This window comes from Paenibacillus glucanolyticus (genome assembly GCF_037333485.1).
Taxonomy (GTDB): Bacteria; Bacillota; Bacilli; order Paenibacillales; family Paenibacillaceae; genus Paenibacillus_AQ; species Paenibacillus_AQ glucanolyticus.
Genome location: NZ_CP147845.1, coordinates 6,061,101 through 6,079,340 on the forward strand (window position 1 = coordinate 6,061,101; position 18,240 = coordinate 6,079,340).

15 protein-coding genes are annotated in these 18,240 nt (G+C 50.4%); 6 read left to right on the top strand and 9 right to left on the bottom strand.

Annotation, left to right across the window (positions count from 1 at the left end):
• Nucleotides 1-27: 27 nt before the first annotated feature.
• The 3 genes from WDY75_RS28050 to WDY75_RS28060 all read right to left on the bottom strand — a co-directional run bounded on the left by WDY75_RS28050 (nt 28) and on the right by WDY75_RS28060 (nt 3,537).
• Nucleotides 28-492 carry a hypothetical protein gene (locus WDY75_RS28050; protein ID WP_006207895.1) on the bottom strand — a complete coding sequence of 155 codons (465 nt, stop codon included), beginning with the start codon at nt 490-492 and terminating at the stop codon, nt 28-30.
• A gap of 28 nt (nt 493-520) precedes the next feature.
• Nucleotides 521-2,161 (bottom strand): cellulase family glycosylhydrolase, encoded by a 1,641-nt coding sequence (locus WDY75_RS28055; RefSeq protein WP_063478455.1) that lies wholly within the window; start codon nt 2,159-2,161, stop codon nt 521-523.
• Nucleotides 2,162-2,355: 194 nt separating this feature from the next.
• Complete coding sequence (locus tag WDY75_RS28060) at nt 2,356-3,537, bottom strand: acyltransferase (RefSeq protein WP_063478454.1); 1,182 nt, start codon at nt 3,535-3,537, stop codon at nt 2,356-2,358.
• A 170-nt stretch (nt 3,538-3,707) separates the two neighbouring features.
• Here WDY75_RS28060 and WDY75_RS28065 point away from each other — a divergent pair, with 170 nt between their 5' ends.
• The 6 genes from WDY75_RS28065 to WDY75_RS28090 all read left to right on the top strand — a co-directional run bounded on the left by WDY75_RS28065 (nt 3,708) and on the right by WDY75_RS28090 (nt 8,136).
• Nucleotides 3,708-4,457, top strand: coding sequence for an amino acid ABC transporter ATP-binding protein (locus WDY75_RS28065; protein WP_036643923.1), 750 nt, complete (start codon nt 3,708-3,710; stop codon nt 4,455-4,457).
• Nucleotides 4,458-4,539: 82 nt separating this feature from the next.
• The gene (locus WDY75_RS28070; RefSeq protein WP_006207891.1) at nt 4,540-5,349 is read left to right on the top strand and encodes a glutamate ABC transporter substrate-binding protein; all 810 of its coding nucleotides are present in this window, start codon (nt 4,540-4,542) and stop codon (nt 5,347-5,349) included.
• A gap of 128 nt (nt 5,350-5,477) precedes the next feature.
• Entirely contained in the window at nt 5,478-6,137 is a 660-nt protein-coding gene (locus WDY75_RS28075) for an amino acid ABC transporter permease (RefSeq protein ID WP_006207890.1), read from the top strand.
• A 42-nt stretch (nt 6,138-6,179) separates the two neighbouring features.
• Entirely contained in the window at nt 6,180-6,830 is a 651-nt protein-coding gene (locus WDY75_RS28080) for an amino acid ABC transporter permease (RefSeq protein ID WP_006207889.1), read from the top strand.
• A gap of 218 nt (nt 6,831-7,048) precedes the next feature.
• Nucleotides 7,049-7,546: a hypothetical protein gene (locus WDY75_RS28085; protein ID WP_063478453.1), complete on the top strand. Its 498-nt coding sequence runs from the start codon at nt 7,049-7,051 to the stop codon at nt 7,544-7,546.
• 155 nt (nt 7,547-7,701) lie between these two features.
• Nucleotides 7,702-8,136: a DUF6376 family protein gene (locus WDY75_RS28090; RefSeq protein ID WP_006207886.1), complete on the top strand. Its 435-nt coding sequence runs from the start codon at nt 7,702-7,704 to the stop codon at nt 8,134-8,136.
• An 86-nt stretch (nt 8,137-8,222) separates the two neighbouring features.
• On the opposite strand, the gene WDY75_RS28095 is transcribed toward WDY75_RS28090, so the two are convergent.
• The 6 genes from WDY75_RS28095 to WDY75_RS28120 form a co-directional block, all read right to left on the bottom strand.
• Nucleotides 8,223-9,326: a hypothetical protein gene (locus WDY75_RS28095; protein WP_006207885.1), complete on the bottom strand. Its 1,104-nt coding sequence runs from the start codon at nt 9,324-9,326 to the stop codon at nt 8,223-8,225.
• Nucleotides 9,327-9,505: 179 nt separating this feature from the next.
• Complete coding sequence (locus WDY75_RS28100; RefSeq protein ID WP_006207884.1) at nt 9,506-10,132, bottom strand: nitroreductase family protein; 627 nt, start codon at nt 10,130-10,132, stop codon at nt 9,506-9,508.
• 523 nt (nt 10,133-10,655) lie between these two features.
• On the bottom strand, nt 10,656-13,061 hold the full coding sequence (locus WDY75_RS28105; protein WP_063478452.1) for a LamG-like jellyroll fold domain-containing protein: 2,406 nt from the start codon (nt 13,059-13,061) through the stop codon (nt 10,656-10,658).
• Nucleotides 13,062-13,333: 272 nt separating this feature from the next.
• A complete protein-coding gene (locus WDY75_RS28110; protein ID WP_063478451.1) occupies nt 13,334-14,557 on the bottom strand; it encodes a glycosyl hydrolase family 8 in 1,224 nt (407 codons plus the stop codon).
• 399 nt (nt 14,558-14,956) lie between these two features.
• Nucleotides 14,957-15,979 (bottom strand): zinc-binding alcohol dehydrogenase, encoded by a 1,023-nt coding sequence (locus WDY75_RS28115; RefSeq protein ID WP_063478450.1) that lies wholly within the window; start codon nt 15,977-15,979, stop codon nt 14,957-14,959.
• 20 nt (nt 15,980-15,999) lie between these two features.
• Nucleotides 16,000-18,240: an AraC family transcriptional regulator gene (locus tag WDY75_RS28120; protein ID WP_063478449.1), complete on the bottom strand. Its 2,241-nt coding sequence runs from the start codon at nt 18,238-18,240 to the stop codon at nt 16,000-16,002.

Here is an 18,240-nt window from a genome sequence, read left to right on the forward strand (position 1 = left end):
TAGAGCCTTTATTTCACAAGGAAACGTTTACTTGAGCAGTTCCTCAATCGTTTCCTTCCACCGCCCCAGCACTTCATCCGGGTCGTGGAGCTGGATCTTCACCGCCGAGAGAATGTCGGCATATTTCGCGATATCCTCGCGTACAGCCACCACTTCGGCGGCAAAACGCTGCCGCGGATGCCGGGCATCCGGCAGATCGGGAAGTGCCTGAAGCCGCAGCCGAACATAGTGGGCTGCTCCATCATGAATAGCCACCAGGGTTGCCTGACCTGAGCGCAGAAGGTTCCCGGTTGTCACCGTCCCCGGCCAGAGCGCAAGTCTAAGCCTGCTCCGGTCCAGAGCGACAATCTCTCCTACGCTTATCATCGCCGTATGCGGCCACAGATCTTCCGTTACACTAAGCAGCATCATTGCCGTGCCCTGCTTCGATTCCAGATCGGAGCCGTCCAGCCATTGGTACAGCCCTTCCGATATACCAGCCTGCTCTGTCACAGCCGCATCTCCCCTTTACCATCTAAATTCAACGGGATTCCGAGAACTCCAGCCAATCCAGCTCGATTACGCCTTTGTTCACCATCATCACCACATCGACCGGTCCTTCCTCGACCGGCATAGCCTCAGTCAGCTTATATATTTGCCACTGCCATTCACCGGACTCCGATAACGAGATAACCTCAGGCTCCCGCTCCCCTACCTGAAGCATGATGTCTACGGAACCCGTCGGAAGCTGCGCCCGAATGTCCAGATCGAAGACGCCTGCTGATGCGCTTAGCGCATCATAAGCGAGCCAATCCCCCTCCTGGAGCTGCACGCATACCAAGTTATCCTCTACCCATGGCTTGCCGCCTTCCGGTGCATAACTTGGTTTTTCCATCTTGCCTGTAATCATCCGCATCGGAACACCGTCACGAACCCGAAAGCCGATATCCTGCCTGGCCTTTGCTCCAACATGGTAAGAGAGGCCCTCACCACGATATCCGTAAAACTCTGCCGGGATCTGTATGGGCAGCTGGCGCAGCAGGGACCGGGACACGTTCGGATAGGCATCACATGCTTCCAGCGGAAGATGATCCAGGTATTGGCCCAGAATAGCCTCCGCTTCGGCAGGAGATGGCTTCGCTCCACCTTCCAGATAACCCGTCAGTTGATCCCAGCCCTCCGGCATTCTGATCGAGAACGGCGAGTTTTGAGTGTTCATCTTCTTCCAAGTCCAGAAGTTCCAGGATATATTATGGTCCTCGAACATCCGAAATGCCCCCGTGTACCACTGCGGGTTGTTCTCGCCGCCCTCCCCCATGAAGATCGGCACATTCCATTCCTCGCGCAGATCAAGATACTTCTGAATGCTCTCCGTATCGGGATTATTCCAGTACTTATGGAATTGCAACATGAGGTTGTCATCAAATTTATCGTCGAAAATACTCCAGTCCGTAGACCAGTGCACTCCTTCCAAAATAATCATATGCCGCTTGTCCACTTCGCGTATCGCTGCGGTGATCTCCTTGTACAGCGGCATCACCCGGTCATTGTACTCGCTGAACCAATCCGGCAGCGGCTCATTGAGCAGGTCGTAACCGGCAACGATCCATTCATCTTTATATCGCTCGGCCAGCATCCGCCACAGTGCCACGGTACGCGTTGCGTTCAGCGGGTCGGTGAACAGCTCCGGTAAATCCCGCTCGGAATCGTCTATATTCGCACCCGTCTGTCCGCCAGGTGCGCCGTGCAAATCCAGAATAACATACAGCGAATACGTCCTGCACCAATCGATGACCCGGTCGATCATCTTCAAATGACCTTCGTGATATGCAAAAGGCGGCCGCTGCCCCTCCTCCATAATGAACCTGGCATTGATGGGCACCCGAATCGAGTTGTAGCCCTCATGGGCTATTTGCCGAATATCAGCTTCGGCGATATACCGTTCATAATAGGTTTCCCAGAACGCCGATGCCTTCTCCTCTCCGATCAGATCTTTGACCATGCCTTCGATGCGCCGCGGACGGTCTCCCTGCTCCGGCAGCTTCCACATATATCCTTCCGGCAACAGCCAGCTTCCCAGTCCGACGCCCTGCAGCAAAATCTCCTGACCATCCCCATTAATAATCCGTTTGCCATCCGCCTTAATGAAACCGCTTACTATTTGATTTCTGCTACCACTCATATTGCCATTCCCTCGCTTTCATGTATGTAACGAATGTGGTTGACCTGTGTTTAAAACAAAATATAACATGACATTCGGACAGCTTAACCTCATTCCGAAAATCAGGGAGTCATTCTGAAATATCGCCACCTGAAGCCAAAAGAAAAAGGCGCTCTCCCCTGCCGAGGAAAGCACCTTATTAAATCCACAGATTTCTACGATGATGTCTCTGTAAGAGGCGGCGCCTGAACCGGTGACCCCGTAGCTCGTCCCGGCCGCAGGTTTCCCGGCAGCTTGCCAAAGAAGATCCATGTCCAGCGGCCAAGGCGGCTGATGCTGTATACCACCATGTACGAAACGGCCAGCGCACTGACCAGCCCCCCTGCATACCACGCCAGCAGCAGCCAGGAGTTCTCTGTATGGGGAGGGAAATCCCGGTAGATCAGCAAAACCAAAGGATGAACCAGATAAATACCGAAGGAATATACCCCGATCCGCCTGAATCCGTTCAGCCACCACGCACGCTTATTCCCGAAGCTCAGCGCTACTTGGAGCATAACCAGCGCGGTCGTTAATGTGTGTACATTCCAGAACGCATCGTAGAGCAGCGGGTGATATTCCATGCCCAGCAGCCGCTGATTGTATCGAAGACCTATATGCACCAGCGCGGCGCCCAGCCACACTGCCCAAAGCGCGACCCAGCCCAGCTTGCGCAGCGTTGGCGTTGCGGTCACCTGTGCTGAAGTCAGCCAATCTTTTACCCGGTCATAATAGATGCCAATCCATGCCCCGAGAAAATAATACGACAAAAATGACAGCGACCAGCTGTTGCGGTTGGTCACGTCCCACCAGGCATCATTGCCGAGATAGAACAGCCATTGCAGTACGATGCCCACCAGCACGCTCGACGCCGCGAAGCCGCGGAACCGCTTCAGCAGCATCAGCACCAGCGGGAACAGCACATAGAACTGAATGTTAATGAAGATGAAATATAAGTGCGTGTAAGATTTTCCCGTCAACAGCTTGGGCCAGAAGCTCTCTAGCATCGCTGCTAGATTCGACTCGCCCCCGCGATGATACCAGGCCACGGTAAAGAACAGAATCGAGAACAGCAGATACGGGACCAGAATATACATCAGCCGGTTCTTGAAGAACCGCGCAAGATCGCTGCCCTTGAACGGACGATGGTAATAGTTATAGAACAGCACAAAGCTGCTCAGGAAAATAAATGTTGTCGTTCCGACCTTCGAAAAAATGTTCAGGAAGTTATATAAGCCAAAAAAATCGTCCCCGCGCATCTGAACTGTGGCGAATGAAGTTGCATGCACCATCAGCACACCCATCATCGCAAAGCCCCGAACCAGGTCGATTTCGGTCAATTTTGCACGTTTATCCATGTTGCCTCCTTCATCCTAATGACGCACCCTATTATATCTCACTCCCCACCGCTTGGATACTAAATTTTCCTAAAAGTGGCATGGAACAAGCTCCCTTTGCCATACCAGTGTAAAAAGGGCCTGGCACCAAGACAGGACAAAAGCTTACATGCCTGCAGCGTCATTTTAAAGTGAATAGGAGGGGATTTCTACTGATCGAATTCAGCCGAGTCAACAAATTTTTCGGAACCTTCCATGTTCTGAAAGAAATCGACCTGACCATTTCCCAGGGGGAAGTCGTTGTCATCGTGGGGCCATCCGGCTCCGGAAAAAGCACGCTGCTGCGCTGCATCAACCGACTCGAAGGCATAAGCGATGGCGAGCTTGTTGTGAATGGAGTCAAGCTTCATGACCGAAAGATCGACATTAATAAATTCCGACGGGATATCGGCATGGTGTTCCAGCATTTCAATCTGTATCCGCACAGGAAGGTAATCGACAACATCATCCTTGCACCCATGAAGGTGCTGGGAATGACCAAAGCGGAAGCCACGGAAAAAGCGATGACGTACCTGCAGCGGGTCGGGATTGCGGACAAAGCGGACAGCTATCCCTCCCAGCTCTCAGGCGGCCAGCAGCAGCGGGTTGCCATTGCCCGCGGATTGACGATGAACCCGAAAATCATGCTGTTTGATGAACCAACATCCGCACTCGACCCGGAAATGATAGGCGAAGTGCTGGATGTCATGCGTTCGCTCGCTCACCAAGGCATGACCATGGCCGTGGTTACGCATGAGATGGGCTTCGCCCGTGAAGCCGCAGACCGGGTCGTCTTTATGGATGAAGGGCGCATCATTGAGGATGCCGCTTCCTCCGAATTCTTCAATCAACCGCGGGAAGAAAGAGCGCGGGCATTCCTGAGTCGTCTGCTGCACCACTAACCGCCGACCATGTTACGGCTAGCATAACCGCTTTCAGTAGAACCGGCTGTGAGAAATTATATCTTTGAGGGGGATCTGAAGTATGAAGAACAGGTTTACAAGGAAGTTCCGATGGAGCGCGGCGATTCTGTCGCTAATTATGATGCTGATCGCATCAGGATGCGGAGGCTCCGGCAATACAGACACCCTGGATGCCATCAAGAAACGGGGCAAACTGGTGGCGGGCGTGAAATATGATACGAAGCTGTTTGGACTTCAGGACCCGGCCACCGGCAATGTGGAGGGTTTTGATATCGACATCGCCAAAGCGCTTGCCAAGAAGATTCTTGGTGATGAAACCAAAGTCGAGCTGAAGGAGGTTACCTCCAAAACGCGGATCGATATGCTCAAGAACGGGGACATCGATATCATTATCGCCACCATGACCATTACGGAGGAACGCAAGGAACAGGTGGATTTCAGCGATGTGTATTTTGAAGCTGGCCAATCCTTGCTGGTGAAAAAGGGCAGCCCCATTACAGGACTCGAAAGCCTGAACAAGGATACGAAGGTACTCACCGTGAAGGGCTCCACCTCCGCGCAGAACATCCGTGAGAAAGCCCCTGACGCCGTAATCCTGGAATTCGAGAATTACCAGGATGCCTTTACCGCTCTCAAAGCAGGGCAGGGTGATGCCCTGACCACCGACAATTCAATTTTGCTCGGCATGCAGCAGCAGGACCCCAGCTTTGAACTAGTCGGCGGCAACTTTACGGATGAGCCATACGGCATGGCAATCAAGAAAGGGAATCCCGAGTTTGTGAAAACCGTTAACGAGCTGTTGAAGGAAATGAAGGATAGCGGCGATTACGACAAGCTGTACGAACAGTGGATGGGCGTTAAACCGGAATAACTGTCACATGTAATGGCCGGGTCGGTTCCAGAAGACTTGCTTCTAATGATAAGGGATCTCCCTTAGGAAGGGGACCTTCTCTTCCGACCGGCCCATCAATTTTAATCCCCAATTGGAGGTGAGGCATTTTGACCTTGTGGGATTTTAACATTCTGGTTGAGCATTGGGATCAATTCATGGCAGGCCTGGGCCAGACTATTCTGGCCAGCCTGTTCGGGCTGATTGGCAGCTTGGTGCTGGGCACACTCATTGCCATTCTGCGCATTGCCCCATTCCGCATACTAAAGGCCATCGGTGCCATCTATGTGGAGTTTATCCGCAACATTCCGCTCCTGGTGGTTGTATTTTTCTTTTTCCTGGGTCTCCCTGCTCTGGGTGTGCCGGTTGATCCGTTCACCTCAGGGACGCTCGGATTGATGGTGTATACAGCGGCCTTCATCGCCGAAGCCATTCGGGCAGGCATTCAGGCGGTACCGTCAGGACAGACCGAGGCCGCACGGTCCTCCGGGCTGAGTTATGTCCAGAACATGCGCTACATCATTCTTCCCCAGGCGGTCAAAATCGTACTCCCGGCTATCGGCAATCAATTGATTAATTTAGTTAAGAACTCCTCTGTTTTGGGCGTTATCGCAGGACTCGATCTGATGTATTATGCCGATCTTATTAATCTAAGCACCTTTAAGGGCATACCTGTCTACACGTTTGTAGCCCTGTTCTATCTTCTCCTGACCGTTCCGCTCAGTCTGGCCGTCCACTACATGGAGCGCCGATTTGCGAGAAGCAATTGACGTTAACACGAAGTTCGCCTATTAAACAGGAGGTGGCATGAGATGGATTTTATCGGTGCGTACTCCTGGCCGAATCTGCGATATCTCCTTCAAGGCTTTTGGATCACGGTGCAGGTTGCCGGCTTATCGATTATATTCAGCTTCATTATTGGAACCGTACTCGGGACTGTAAGGTATACGCGAACCCCCTTCCTATCACGGACAACGGCCTTTTTCGTGGATATAATCCGCAACCTGCCGCTGCTGCTGATCATTTTCTTCATCGGCATGGTGCTGCCGCAGACAGGGATTCGCATTCCAACCTTTTGGGCGGCTGTGGTCGGGCTGAGCATTTTCGAAGGGGCCATGATAGCGGAGATTGTCCGCAGCGGTCTTGTATCGGTAGATAAAGGCCAGATCGAGGCGGCACGGGCCTCGGGTCTCTCTTATATGCAGACATTGAGGCATGTGATTCTCCCGCTGGCACTGCGCCGAATGTCCCCGCCCATGGTCAGCCAGTTCATTTCGCTCATTAAGGATACTTCGCTCGCTGTCATCATCTCGCTGCCTGAGCTGATGCGTAACGTGCAGATTCTAAGCGGCTCCAGCTATTCCTACGTTATACCGGCCCTTGTCTTTGCATCGCTATTGTACTTCACGCTGAATTATCTTCTGTCCATCATCGCCAAACAGCTGGAAGCCAGGCAAATTTAACCCTGATTTCAGTTCTTGGGTCATACTATCGTTATTGACCACCAACCGATTTTCGGGAATGAACTCCATCCAGCTCCGCAGGCCGGCCGGCTTGCGGAGTATTTGGCTTATGCGTGAAACAGTTACACTCCCTTATCATTTTCATAAGGCTGCAACAATGCCCCTATCGGACACGTCTACATATGTATCCATCTCCCAAAAAAAAGGAGCACTCCAAAATGAAAAAGGGCATCCTCATTGCGGTCAGTCTGTCCCTCGTTGTCGGATTATGGCTTGGCATCGATAACACCGACGTTTCTGCGCTATCTTGTGCCGAGCCTAGAGAGGTTACCGAGGAGTTGAAAATATCAGACGCGGTATTTAGGGGCACCTTGACCTCATCTAACCCCGAAGCCGACATGTCCAAAACCCATTATGAGTTTCAGGTATCCGAATGGTGGAAAGGAGAGCATACCTCCTCCACCGTCAAGCTGTATTCCAATGGCTGGGAATCCTTCGAGCCGGGCAAAGAATATATCGTATTCGTGGACAAGAGCGAGAAGAGACTCACACCCCGTCTATGCGGAAATACCGGTCTTTTCTCATCCGTTGACGTTACGGCTTTGGGTGAAGGCATTCTGCCGGAGAAGCTCGTCCAATCATCCGGTAATCCAAGGCCCGACGGTCTTCTTCAAGTTTTCATGGAATGGATCCGCGATCTGCTGGGCAAAATCTAACCCCCTTCTCTCGCTAACCCATTCCTCGGAAATCCAGCTGTCCGCCTTTTTTACTAGGGAACCCCCAGCCTCATCCTTATAAAAAAATACAACCATTGTCTGAGTCATCCGTATACAACCTATAAGAACTTGCTGTTTATACAGGAGGATGAGAGATGATCAAAAGATTATTGTTAATTTCACTTGTTCTGGGTGTCCTCTCCGGCTGTTCATTGGTGGACAATGTGAACAATTCGCTGGATTACACTCAAGAAGCAACCACTTTTATGAATGAGGCTGCCCAGTTCGCCGAGTCCATTCCGGAGCTCGCACAACAGGCTGCAACAAATGCAGACGCTCAGGAAACGCTAACCAAGGAACTTGAAGCGATGAAAACCCGAATCTCGGAGTTTAACGGGATTGAAGCTCCTGCCTTTGCGAAGACGATCCATGAACAGCTTGTCGCATTAAACGACACTTTGCTGACGGACATTAACGGCTACATGGATCAAATCCAGAACGGGGTCACCGATTTCCAGAACTCCAACATCGCTCAGACCATCAATAAAATAAACGAAACCATGGATAAACTCCAAAATCTTCAGCCGTGATGGTGCCTTACATTAAGACATGGAACCCCTGCTCTTCATGAGCAGGGGTTCCTGTGCTGTACTCGATTATGTAGGTAGTTAGTCCATCATCTGAAAAATGATTCCAAATTGGCTGTAAGCGCCTGCCTCACCACATACCGGCTTTCGTCCCCGCCGGGAGCCATGATCCAGTATGTTCCCTGATAACTTGCTTCACCCTCCGAACCCCAAGCCACAATGAATTGCCAGGCTGAACCAAAACGCTTATCGAATTCCACTCTATAATTTTCGGCAATGTTCTCCTTCGAAACAGGTTCGATCCGGACATGCTGTACGCTCTCAAAAGACTTCATCCATTCCGTAAACTCCACCATGTCCTGGACATAATGACCGGAGAAATAACCTTCGGCACCCCCCGATATGGCGTAAAAGGTCTCCTGATCCTCGGCTTGAGCCGCCTGATACAGCAAAGAAACCGTCTGCACCGGGGTCAAGACAGGCATCTTCGCTTTCGCTGCCAGAAATGCCCTGTCTTCCGCGGTATGACGAATCTCCACAGCAATGAGCTCCTCCATCGCCGCCTCTCTGCCAAGCTCGTAAGCTCCCGGGTAAATCGTGGATTGCTCTACCACTTTAAGCCCATCCGTGAACGCCGTCACGAACCACAGGTTGTGGTCCCCCTGACTGAGCTCCTCCAGCACAATCTCGGCCTGACTGCCGTACGTAATCGCAAGCAGCTGGCGGCTTGCCTGATCCAGCATCTCTTTATCGAAAACCATGAAGCGTTCCGGCCGCACTTCCCGTTTGCCGGCCTCTTCGATTAATACCTTCAGCTTGGCCGGGGAAATCCGGACACTCGGAATGTCGGCATGCTGGAAATACGATTCGGAATCGTCAGCCTGAAGCGCCTCGTACATTCGGAGAACCGCCTCAATCGGATTCCTGTTGGTATCCCCTTTTGGCTCGGACCCTTGCTCCGCCTGGCGATCGACTTGTTCTTCTTGCCGGAATGCCGTACGCACCGATTCCTTAGCCGATGCTGACGTCTCCGATTCTTCTCTGACGGATTTCCCGGCATTCGGTATGGAGGCAGCGGACGTTGGCTGCACAGATGATGGCTCCTCCTTGCTGCAAGCAACTGTTAACAGGATCGTCAGTACAGCCAAAGCAAGAGTCAGTCCATACTGCTTATACAGCTTGCCGATATTCAATTCATTCACCCCCTATATATAGATAATGACCCCACTGTATTTAGGATTTGTACTGCCATCTATCTCTTTATATTCATCATCGTCATTCCGCAAGGGAATGTTTATTGTTATAAGCAAAAAAGCTCCCGCCTCAGATCTTGAGACCTTGAGTGAGAGCTCTTACGCGTACCCTGGATAACTTAAAACTGATTATAGCTTACAAATTCCAATACCGGCTTGCGATAGCCGCGGGGGCGGGGCTTTCTGGTATCCTCCTTGCCGATGGCAATCAACATCGCAGGTACGTAGGAATTCGGAACATTTAATGTCTTCCGCAAAACTTCAGGATCAAATCCGATCATCGGGCAGGTATCCCAGCCCTTGTCCTTGGCTACCATCATCAGCAGCATCGAGGACAGGCTTGCATTACGAATGGCCTCTTCCCTCATAAAAGAGTCTCCGCCCGCTTCATAGAAATCCGTCACCGATTCAACCGTCATATCAAACTCCAGTTTATCGATCACTCCGAGGTTCAAGAAACCCTCATTCATTCTTCCGATGTCCTCATAGGCGAGCTTGTTTCCAAACACAACGATGACGGCAGAGGCGGTGTGGATCTTGTACTGTTTGTGGGCCGCTTCGTAAATTTGGTGCTTGATATCGGGATCCTTCACCACAACATAATGCGTGTGCTGTAAATTAAACGCCGAAGGAGCGTATTTAACCTCATTAAATATTTCATTCAAATCCTTGTCCGGAATTTCGATTCCTTCAATAAACAGATTAGCCGACCTCCGGCTCTTAATCAACGATGTCAGATCACTCATATCTATACAACTCCTAATTCATCCTATTAATTATAAAAAATACAGCATCCATCAAATACAGTTCGAATTCATAACTATTCGCTGCAGCCCGGTGCAAGTTCGGTCTTCATATGCATGGGTTTCATCTGATCGCCAGTTCCCATTCTTATTATTTTCTACCTTTATCGTTTATATTGAAGTTATGTACATCACACTTGCCCTTGCTCTTTAGTTGCGTTAATTAAACCATTTACAAGGTTAACTATGAGGCATTCGCCAAAACTTACCACTTTCAATCCACTAACTTTTATATAGTTATTTATCTTGATTTAAAGATATATGATTATCCCCTATCTGTCAACCATTATTTAACTACTCATACCGGCTACCCCATCCGCTGTTTGGCAACCATGGAAGTCTGTTTCCTAATGCCTGGCAGCACTTCATCACCCGTAAATTCAAGTCAAAAAAAGCGTGCAGACATTGTCTGCACGCCATCAACTTGTAAAAAAGGAGATACCCCTTGGATAAGGATCATCGCCCCCTATTCCGCCAGCTTTTTGATCTCCTCTACGGTCAGGGCCTTGTTATAGATCCGTACCTCATCCAGACTGCCGTTAAAATAAGGATCGGCCGCAAACCGGCTTCTGCCCAAATAAACTTCCGTTGCCAGCAGCTCGTTCGGATTCAGCTTCATATGGTCTCCTGACGCAACGACTTGACCATTCACGTACAGCTTGCCTGTATCTCCTTGCAAAGTGACTGCAACATGAGTCCATTCATTGGTCGGCAATGGTACGGCAGACAAGAGGCTCTGATCTCCACCGCTTCCATGCAGCGTGAATTGCAGCACACCGGAGTGCTGGGATGGCGTCAAGAACATATGCCGGGCCAGTCCGTTCCCTGCATCCAGCACTCTCTGCCACGGAGCTCCTCCCTTCCAATATACCCAGGCCGCAAAAGTAAAGTCCTCGGTATCGGTCACCTGATTTGGCAGCTCAATATAGCCATCCGTGCCGTTGAACTCCATCCCGCCGCCTTGCCGGCTCTGCTCGTTCCACTGGACGCCTCCAACCACCTTGCCATGAAATCCATTAGCTGAGCTGTCTAACACCGCATTGCCCTTATTCTCACTGAATGGGTAGTTCAGCAGCAGCGGACCTGCCGGCTGCTGCAAGACGTTCACTTCAAAGGCTCTGGAAGCCTTTGATTTGCCCTTTGTAATTTGAGCGGTCAATGTAACCTTGGCATCCCCTGTCCCCGCAGCAGGGCGCTTCACCTTACCGCTTGCGGTTATAACTTCCGGATGAGAGGAACTCCAGCCAATGACCGTTCCACCCGAAGCCTGGGAAGGCAGGGTCAGATCGTAAAAAATACCGCTCACGTCCCCTATGGACAGATCCTTCTTCACTGCATTCACCGTCTCCTTATCACTCCGGTCAAGCTGACGCGCGCCCCACACGGCCGCTCCATCCGCTGAAAGAGCCGTAAAGGTCATCACCTGCCGCTTCGCATCAGGGTCCCACTGCTCGGCGAGCACCCCTGTATAACCCACTCCATCCAGCGTAAGCTGCACATCCCGTTTTCCGCTGATCTTCCATGTACCCGCTGCTCCACCCGTGACTTTGCCGTTCTTATGAAGCTCAATGGATACGGATTCTTTCATCGCAGCTGAGATATCTTTGCCGTGATGAATCAGCTTGTATTCTCCAGCCGCATCATTCGGCGTAATCTTATGGTTATGCTTCGCTTCCTCGCCCGCGTATCGGTATGGTGCCGCTACAGGCCAACCCTCCTCATTCATGTACAGTTCATGCACCCGAATCTCATGCTCTTCTCCCCGCAGCGGGAATCGGCTGTGAAAAATAAGAAATGTTCTTCCGCTCCGCTCATCATAATAAACGGAGTTATGTCCTGGGGATACGGCTCCCGTTCCGATTCCCGTTCCCGGATCACCAATCAAGCGTTGAAACAAATAGTTTCCCATCAGCTTCACGCCGTACGGTTCAATCGACCGGTCATCAAAAAGCGGAAGCGCAGGATCCGCCTTCACCTCTCTCATATCGTTGCCTTCTGCATCGTAGAAGGGACCATCCGGACTTTTTGAACGAACGACCCGCATATTGTAACCTCCAGCCGCATCCAAGCCGCCGTACGAAAGATACAGATAATAATAGTCCGTCTCCGGGTTGTAGAGCATGTACGGCCCTTCAATCCGGCTGTGATTGCCGCCGAGCAGCTTCTTGCCATATCCCTGTCCAGGCAGCGGCTTGCCTGTCTTGGCATCCATCTCCATAATGAAAATGCCGCCGGAGTATGAGCCGTATACCATCCACAGCTTGCCGTTCTTATCGAAGAATACATCCGGATCTACCACGTTCGGGTGCTTGGTGGCATCATAGACGGTTCCATCCTCACTGATCTCATCCCACATGCCGGATTTCAGAATAATGCCCGTGTCCTTATAAGGTCCCTCGATCTGGTCTGCAACCGCGACCCCCATAGCGGATCGCGGGGAATCTCCTTTGCAGGCGTTGTAATACATATAGAATTTGCCGTCAGCCAGTTGAATCACATCCGCTGCCCACAAGGTATCGCTCTGCGCCCAGGCGAGTGTCTCCTTCAGTTCCTCCGTTACATTCGGGATCAACGGGTTGCCGTTCGTGACTCCCGATGCAACCATATCCCAATTCAGCAGATCCTTCGATTTGGCCGCAGCCAGATGGGAACCGAACACATAATATGTATCCCCGGTCTTGATGACGGACGGATCATGAACGGACGCTTCCCGAAATACAGGCGTCTTATCTGCCTTCTTGCTTGCTCCCGCCTCAGCGTACACATCCGGACTACTCACCACCGCCCCCTGACCCATAGAGGTTAACCCCCCAATCAATAAGGCTGCAACCAAGCTTGCAGCAGCCGTCTTACGCAGCATGTTCTGGTGCATGCGATTCTCCCTTCACTTCGTTTTTTGTAAACCCTTTCACAAATAAAAACCAAGAAGCTGTGATTTTTGAATCTTTGTTCATTTGATTCATAATAATATAAAACGTTTTATATTTGATAAGATATTAACATTGCCTGTTATGGAATATCAATCCTAAATCTCATTATTTTTATTAACAAATATAATAATGGGAGGAAAGACCTAAAAAACCCTGATCTATTACGGATCAGGGTTTTATTTTATATTTTAATGAAATTAAATCAGGGAATCACTCAGTAGCTCCACCAGTTACCCGACATCACAATCATGGAGAACAGCTTGATGCTCTCCTCATAATATCCCTCTGCAGATGCGTTCGTTGTGTAACTCCACACAGAGTTCAACCAGCTCTGATGACTGGATGAAGTCATGGCGCTCACGCCGAACGGTGCATAGAAGGCTCCGCTGTTATAGGTCACCAGCGCGGTGCCGTTCAGATTATATCCTGCCTTAACATTAGCCGGATTGCTGCTCGTAGCTGATTTAATGAAGGTGTTCATTTTGTTCAATTGATTCAGTGCACGTGAATCGCCTGTCATCAGGTAATCGGTTGTTATCCGCCAAGGGGTTCGAGATGAATTGTAATAATATTTCCCATCGTTTGCTCCCTCCAGGAATCCCGCTGCAGCAGGCTGATAATTACTGCCTGACATGACAACGAAATCCGGCAGCAAGCCGGTATTCGAGCTATAACCGTTGTAGATCGAATTGATGATGGTATAGGTCTTGTTAATGACGTTATCCCAGCGAGCATCGCCTGTGGCCGACCGGAATGCCTTCATATGATTCAGCATGAAATCCGATGGGCGGGTGGCGGTGTTGTAGTTACCGCTCGTAGCCCAATCGCCAAGCCGCAGCGTCCATTGCGACTGGTTCACGTCGTTGCTCATAATCGCGTTAATGATATTTTTGGCCGCTTGCAGGTAATTGATCGAGCCGCTGCTTCCCCACTGCTTGTCCGCAAGCAGAAGGGCATAAGCAATGTCCATGTCGCCGTCCGTTGCCGAATTGGCTCCCTCGATATTCTGGAAGCTGCTGTTCTGTTTCCATGCCATTAAATACGGATTGTTATCACTAGGGTGCGCTTTATAATAACGATAAAGTCCATCAAAATACGTCTGTGCATTATTGTCATACCCTGCCATGAGAACGGTGAATAACATGCCGTAGCCATGAGCCTCGGACACCGTCTCCCCTGCGGAATTGTATTTCACATAATATTGTCCTGAAGCAGCCGGTTTCAAGAACGAGCCCTTCCAGCTGTTCCACTTGCTCTGAACCGCATTGTCCATCACAGTCTGTGTTACATGATTAGGCTTAATGGAGCCGCTCGTATAGGTTGTATGCTGAGGAAACGGCTTGTTGGCCGCCATAGACAATCCGGCTGGCAGAACCATAACCACGGCACAGAGCAATACCACAGATTTACGTATAATTGATTTTCGGAATAGCTTCATCAAATTTCGCTCCTTTGATTTTCGAATAGGAAATCTATTACCATGGCAACCTGGTAAACCGGTTTCGGATTCGACCACCACCCTTCCCAATTATCGCTGGAAACGAGGAGACTGATTATATGTATGCGCTACCAATAAAAACGGATATGTACCTTCTTTCATATAAAAAGAGTTCATATCCATATCTACTATTATTATAATATAACTGTATATTATTGTAAATTGATAGTTTGTGTATTCCCCTTATTCCGGGCAAGCAAAAAAGCTGTCCTCCCGCAGTGAAAACACGGCTTGAAGAGACAGCTATCCGCTACCACTCTCTATTCTTTGCAGATTGTTGCAAGGCATGGCTTGCAATGACAGCTATATCCATTCCACCCCGATATCGGCGGTTCCGCATTATGCTTCTGCACCCACTGGATCATCATCATATTTAAAAATCGTTCCCAGTGTTGCAGATCCCGGACCATACCGCTCATAAGCCTTGCCCGCTTCATCCACGGGGATTACATGCGAGATCAGCGGTTTAACCGTTATTCTCCCTTCGGCAAGGAGACGAATATATTCGGCGATGTTGCGCCCTTCCGTCCAGCGCACGAAACCAATCGGATAATCCGTATTGCGGAGTTCATAATCCGTTTCATACCGGCCAGGACCTCCTGCGCGCGATATGAGCACCTGTGCCTCCTTGCCAAACATCGCTTCCCTGGAATAGCTCATGGATAAATCGCCGACCATGACGATTTTGCCCTTATCCCGTATCCATCCCATCGAGGCGTTCATGAGCTCCTCCCCAGGTCCGCTCGCACACAGAATCACGCTGTCAACTCCATGTCCGCCGGTCATAAGCTGAATCCGCTCCTCAAGCAGCTCCTGACTGTCATACGCATAGGGAATATACCGCTTCATCTCCTTCACCCGTTCCGGGTTCAGATCTAGCCCCGCAACAGGGCAGGCTGACGCGTGGGCAATCTGGGCAATAATCTGCCCGAGTATGCCAAGACCAACAATCACTGCCGATTCGCCGAAATGCAGATCCGCTACTCGCAGGGCATGGATGGCAATCGCCCCAAGCCCGGCAAAGGCTGCCTCCTTCGGATCCACCCCATCCGGGACAGCAGCCGTCAGGTTGGAAGGCACTGCAAGCCACTGGGCATGACGCACGTAAGGCGCCCCATAACAGGCCACCCTTTGCCCGATGGCAAGCCTCTCCACGCCAGCGCCCAATGCCTCGATAATCCCGACAGCGCTGTAACCCATGATGACTTTTTGATCCGATGATCTTCGAATAAAAATCATTTCCGTACCCGGGCTGACCGCCGAATATTCGGTACGAACAAGCACATGACCTGCCGGCAATCCGGCCGGCTTGTCGATTTGATCCACGATAACTTCTCCAAGAATGGTAGCCACAGCTTTCATACAAACCCTCCCACTTCGCTTTATTTTCCTGATGCTTTTCGATATTCGCTCGGCGAGACGCCGCTATATTTCTTAAAGGTTGTTGTAAACGTGGATGAGTTCGAATACCCCGTCTTCTCTCCGATTTCGGCAATGCTTAAGTCCGTGTTCCGAAGATACTCCCGCGCATGCGATAATCGGACCTTGTTCAAATACTCCACGTAGTTCACGCCAAATGTTTTCTTGAAATAATTCGAAAAGTATTTCGAACTGGTATCCAGCACTTCAGCCATATGATCCAAATACAAATTCTCCATATAATGAAGTTCGATATATTGAGAGATGAATGCGGGATTCAGCTTGCTTCGCGGGTCATGGTTCCGCGTATTTGCCACCACGCGCATCACCTCGATCAGCGCCTTCTGAAGTTCTTCACAGGTAAATGCCTGATCGACCTTCCTGATGAAATCACTCTCCAGCCGGAACAGCTCATGGCGGTCGGCAGACGGCGAATCCGCCTGCTTCATGACAAGAAAGAACATACTCTTCGTGACGTGAACCATCTGATGATGATGGATCTGAAGATTCACATTGTGCTGAAATATGTCGTTCACAATCTGCAATCCTTCATCCACCTTGCCGCTGAGCATGCAATTGCTCAATTTCTCAATCTGCTGGAGGGGATAATAAAGATCCGGCACGTAGCGGATCTGCTCGGTATCCACCATATCCGTGTCCGCATTCACGTTGCGGTACAACTGACCGTCCTGAATGTTCCGATAGGCTTCACGGCAATTGCTGATCTTGGATTCATAGGTCCTGCTGACACATCCCCATGCCTTAAACGAATCGGCAAACTCCCGGTTGAACATATCGATGTATTCTTCGAACCCCCGTACCAGCTGCCTGCGCTCCGAGGGCTGGTCCAAGCCAATTAACGCGAGGAATTTCAGCTGTTCCACATGATAAACCACCGCATGCCCATAACGCTCCTGCAGGCTGCTGCGAATCTGAGCCGTCAGCTCCTCCAAGACAAATTCCGCCTTGACTGCCTCCTTACCCGACGCCTGCAAATACACAGCCGCCATCATAAAATGACGGCACTGAAAAAAGTGCGTGTAGTGCTTCTGCATCTGCATTTCCTGCTCACGTGAATGGTGATGACCATCCAGCGTCTGCAGGAATACGCTGCGGCGAATATCTTCATCCACCAGGTCCATCTGCTTCTTCAGGGATTCATTCTCCCGCTGCACCTTGATGATACCGCTTTGAATTTTCACAAAATCATTTCCTTTAAGCGAACTGCCCCCGAGCAGGTGCACAATGTTCTTCACCGGCCGGTACAGGTAAATACTCAGCAGCAAGGAGAGAATTGCGGCCAGCACAATCGCGCCGTACATGATCCACCGGTTGGCGTTTGTGACGGAATCGATATTCTGAAACTTATAAGGCAGCTTGTTTATATAGATGAAGCCGTTATAGTCCGATTTGTAGAAGTTGTATTCATAGTTGCCGTGAGTCAGGGAAGCCTCCTGGGAAGGATTGAAGTAGACATCGTTCAGGATATCCACCAGATCCAGATTCTCCTCCGTGCTCAGAATGACGTTCTTGTCCGCATCCATCACGATAAGCGAGGCGCCTGGCATCATCGAATGCAGATCGATCCCCTTGAGCAGCTTGTTCACATTAATCAGAACCATGAGGTTCTTATTCGACATCCTGACCTTGTTGCTGTCGACAGCGATCATCAGATTTCTTCCGAATCCGCTGGCCATATCCGCGTAAACCTCAGCGGGAAAGACCGTAAGCTCATGCTCCGACCGGGTGAAGGTCTTCCAGAACATGGAGTTGAACTTCTGGGACTTGTACCTTCTGTCGAACAAGGCATCCAAATTGCTGGTCCCGCGGCTCGTAATCGCCAGATCATGATCGTCAAACGAAACGATCACATCCTCCACGATATCCATGTTCGAAGCAAAACTTGCGATGCTGTCCCGAAGCGAGATAACCTTCTCCATGTCCATCGAGCCGTTATCCAGCTTCACCCGGTCCGAAGGAAGCGAGTGAATGTTAAAAATCAGATTGTTTACAGAGGAGAAGTGGGTGTCGAACGACTGAATTATATTTTTGATCACCATCCGGTTGTTCTCGCTCACCTTGTCATAAATTCCGTTGATGGAATTTTTGTACACAATGTAATTGAATATGAACATGATGCCGATGACGAGCTGCAAAGCGAAAAAAATCTGAAGCAGCCCCCTGCTCGCGATCAATCGATTCAT

Excerpts from the sequence above, each read along its gene's own strand:
- WDY75_RS28055 (WP_063478455.1), bottom strand. The coding sequence starts at position 2,161 with ATGAGTGGTAGCAGAAATCAAATAGTAAGCGGTTTCATTAAGGCGGAT.
- WDY75_RS28060 (WP_063478454.1), bottom strand. The coding sequence starts at position 3,537 with ATGGATAAACGTGCAAAATTGACCGAAATCGACCTGGTTCGGGGCTTT.
- WDY75_RS28070 (WP_006207891.1), top strand. The coding sequence starts at position 4,540 with ATGAAGAACAGGTTTACAAGGAAGTTCCGATGGAGCGCGGCGATTCTG.
- WDY75_RS28080 (WP_006207889.1), top strand. The coding sequence starts at position 6,180 with ATGGATTTTATCGGTGCGTACTCCTGGCCGAATCTGCGATATCTCCTT.
- WDY75_RS28085 (WP_063478453.1), top strand. The coding sequence starts at position 7,049 with ATGAAAAAGGGCATCCTCATTGCGGTCAGTCTGTCCCTCGTTGTCGGA.
- WDY75_RS28090 (WP_006207886.1), top strand. The coding sequence starts at position 7,702 with ATGATCAAAAGATTATTGTTAATTTCACTTGTTCTGGGTGTCCTCTCC.
- WDY75_RS28100 (WP_006207884.1), bottom strand. The coding sequence starts at position 10,132 with ATGAGTGATCTGACATCGTTGATTAAGAGCCGGAGGTCGGCTAATCTG.
- WDY75_RS28105 (WP_063478452.1), bottom strand. The coding sequence starts at position 13,061 with ATGCACCAGAACATGCTGCGTAAGACGGCTGCTGCAAGCTTGGTTGCA.
- WDY75_RS28110 (WP_063478451.1), bottom strand. The coding sequence starts at position 14,557 with ATGAAGCTATTCCGAAAATCAATTATACGTAAATCTGTGGTATTGCTC.
- WDY75_RS28115 (WP_063478450.1), bottom strand. The coding sequence starts at position 15,979 with ATGAAAGCTGTGGCTACCATTCTTGGAGAAGTTATCGTGGATCAAATC.
- WDY75_RS28120 (WP_063478449.1), bottom strand. The coding sequence starts at position 18,240 with ATGAATCGATTGATCGCGAGCAGGGGGCTGCTTCAGATTTTTTTCGCT.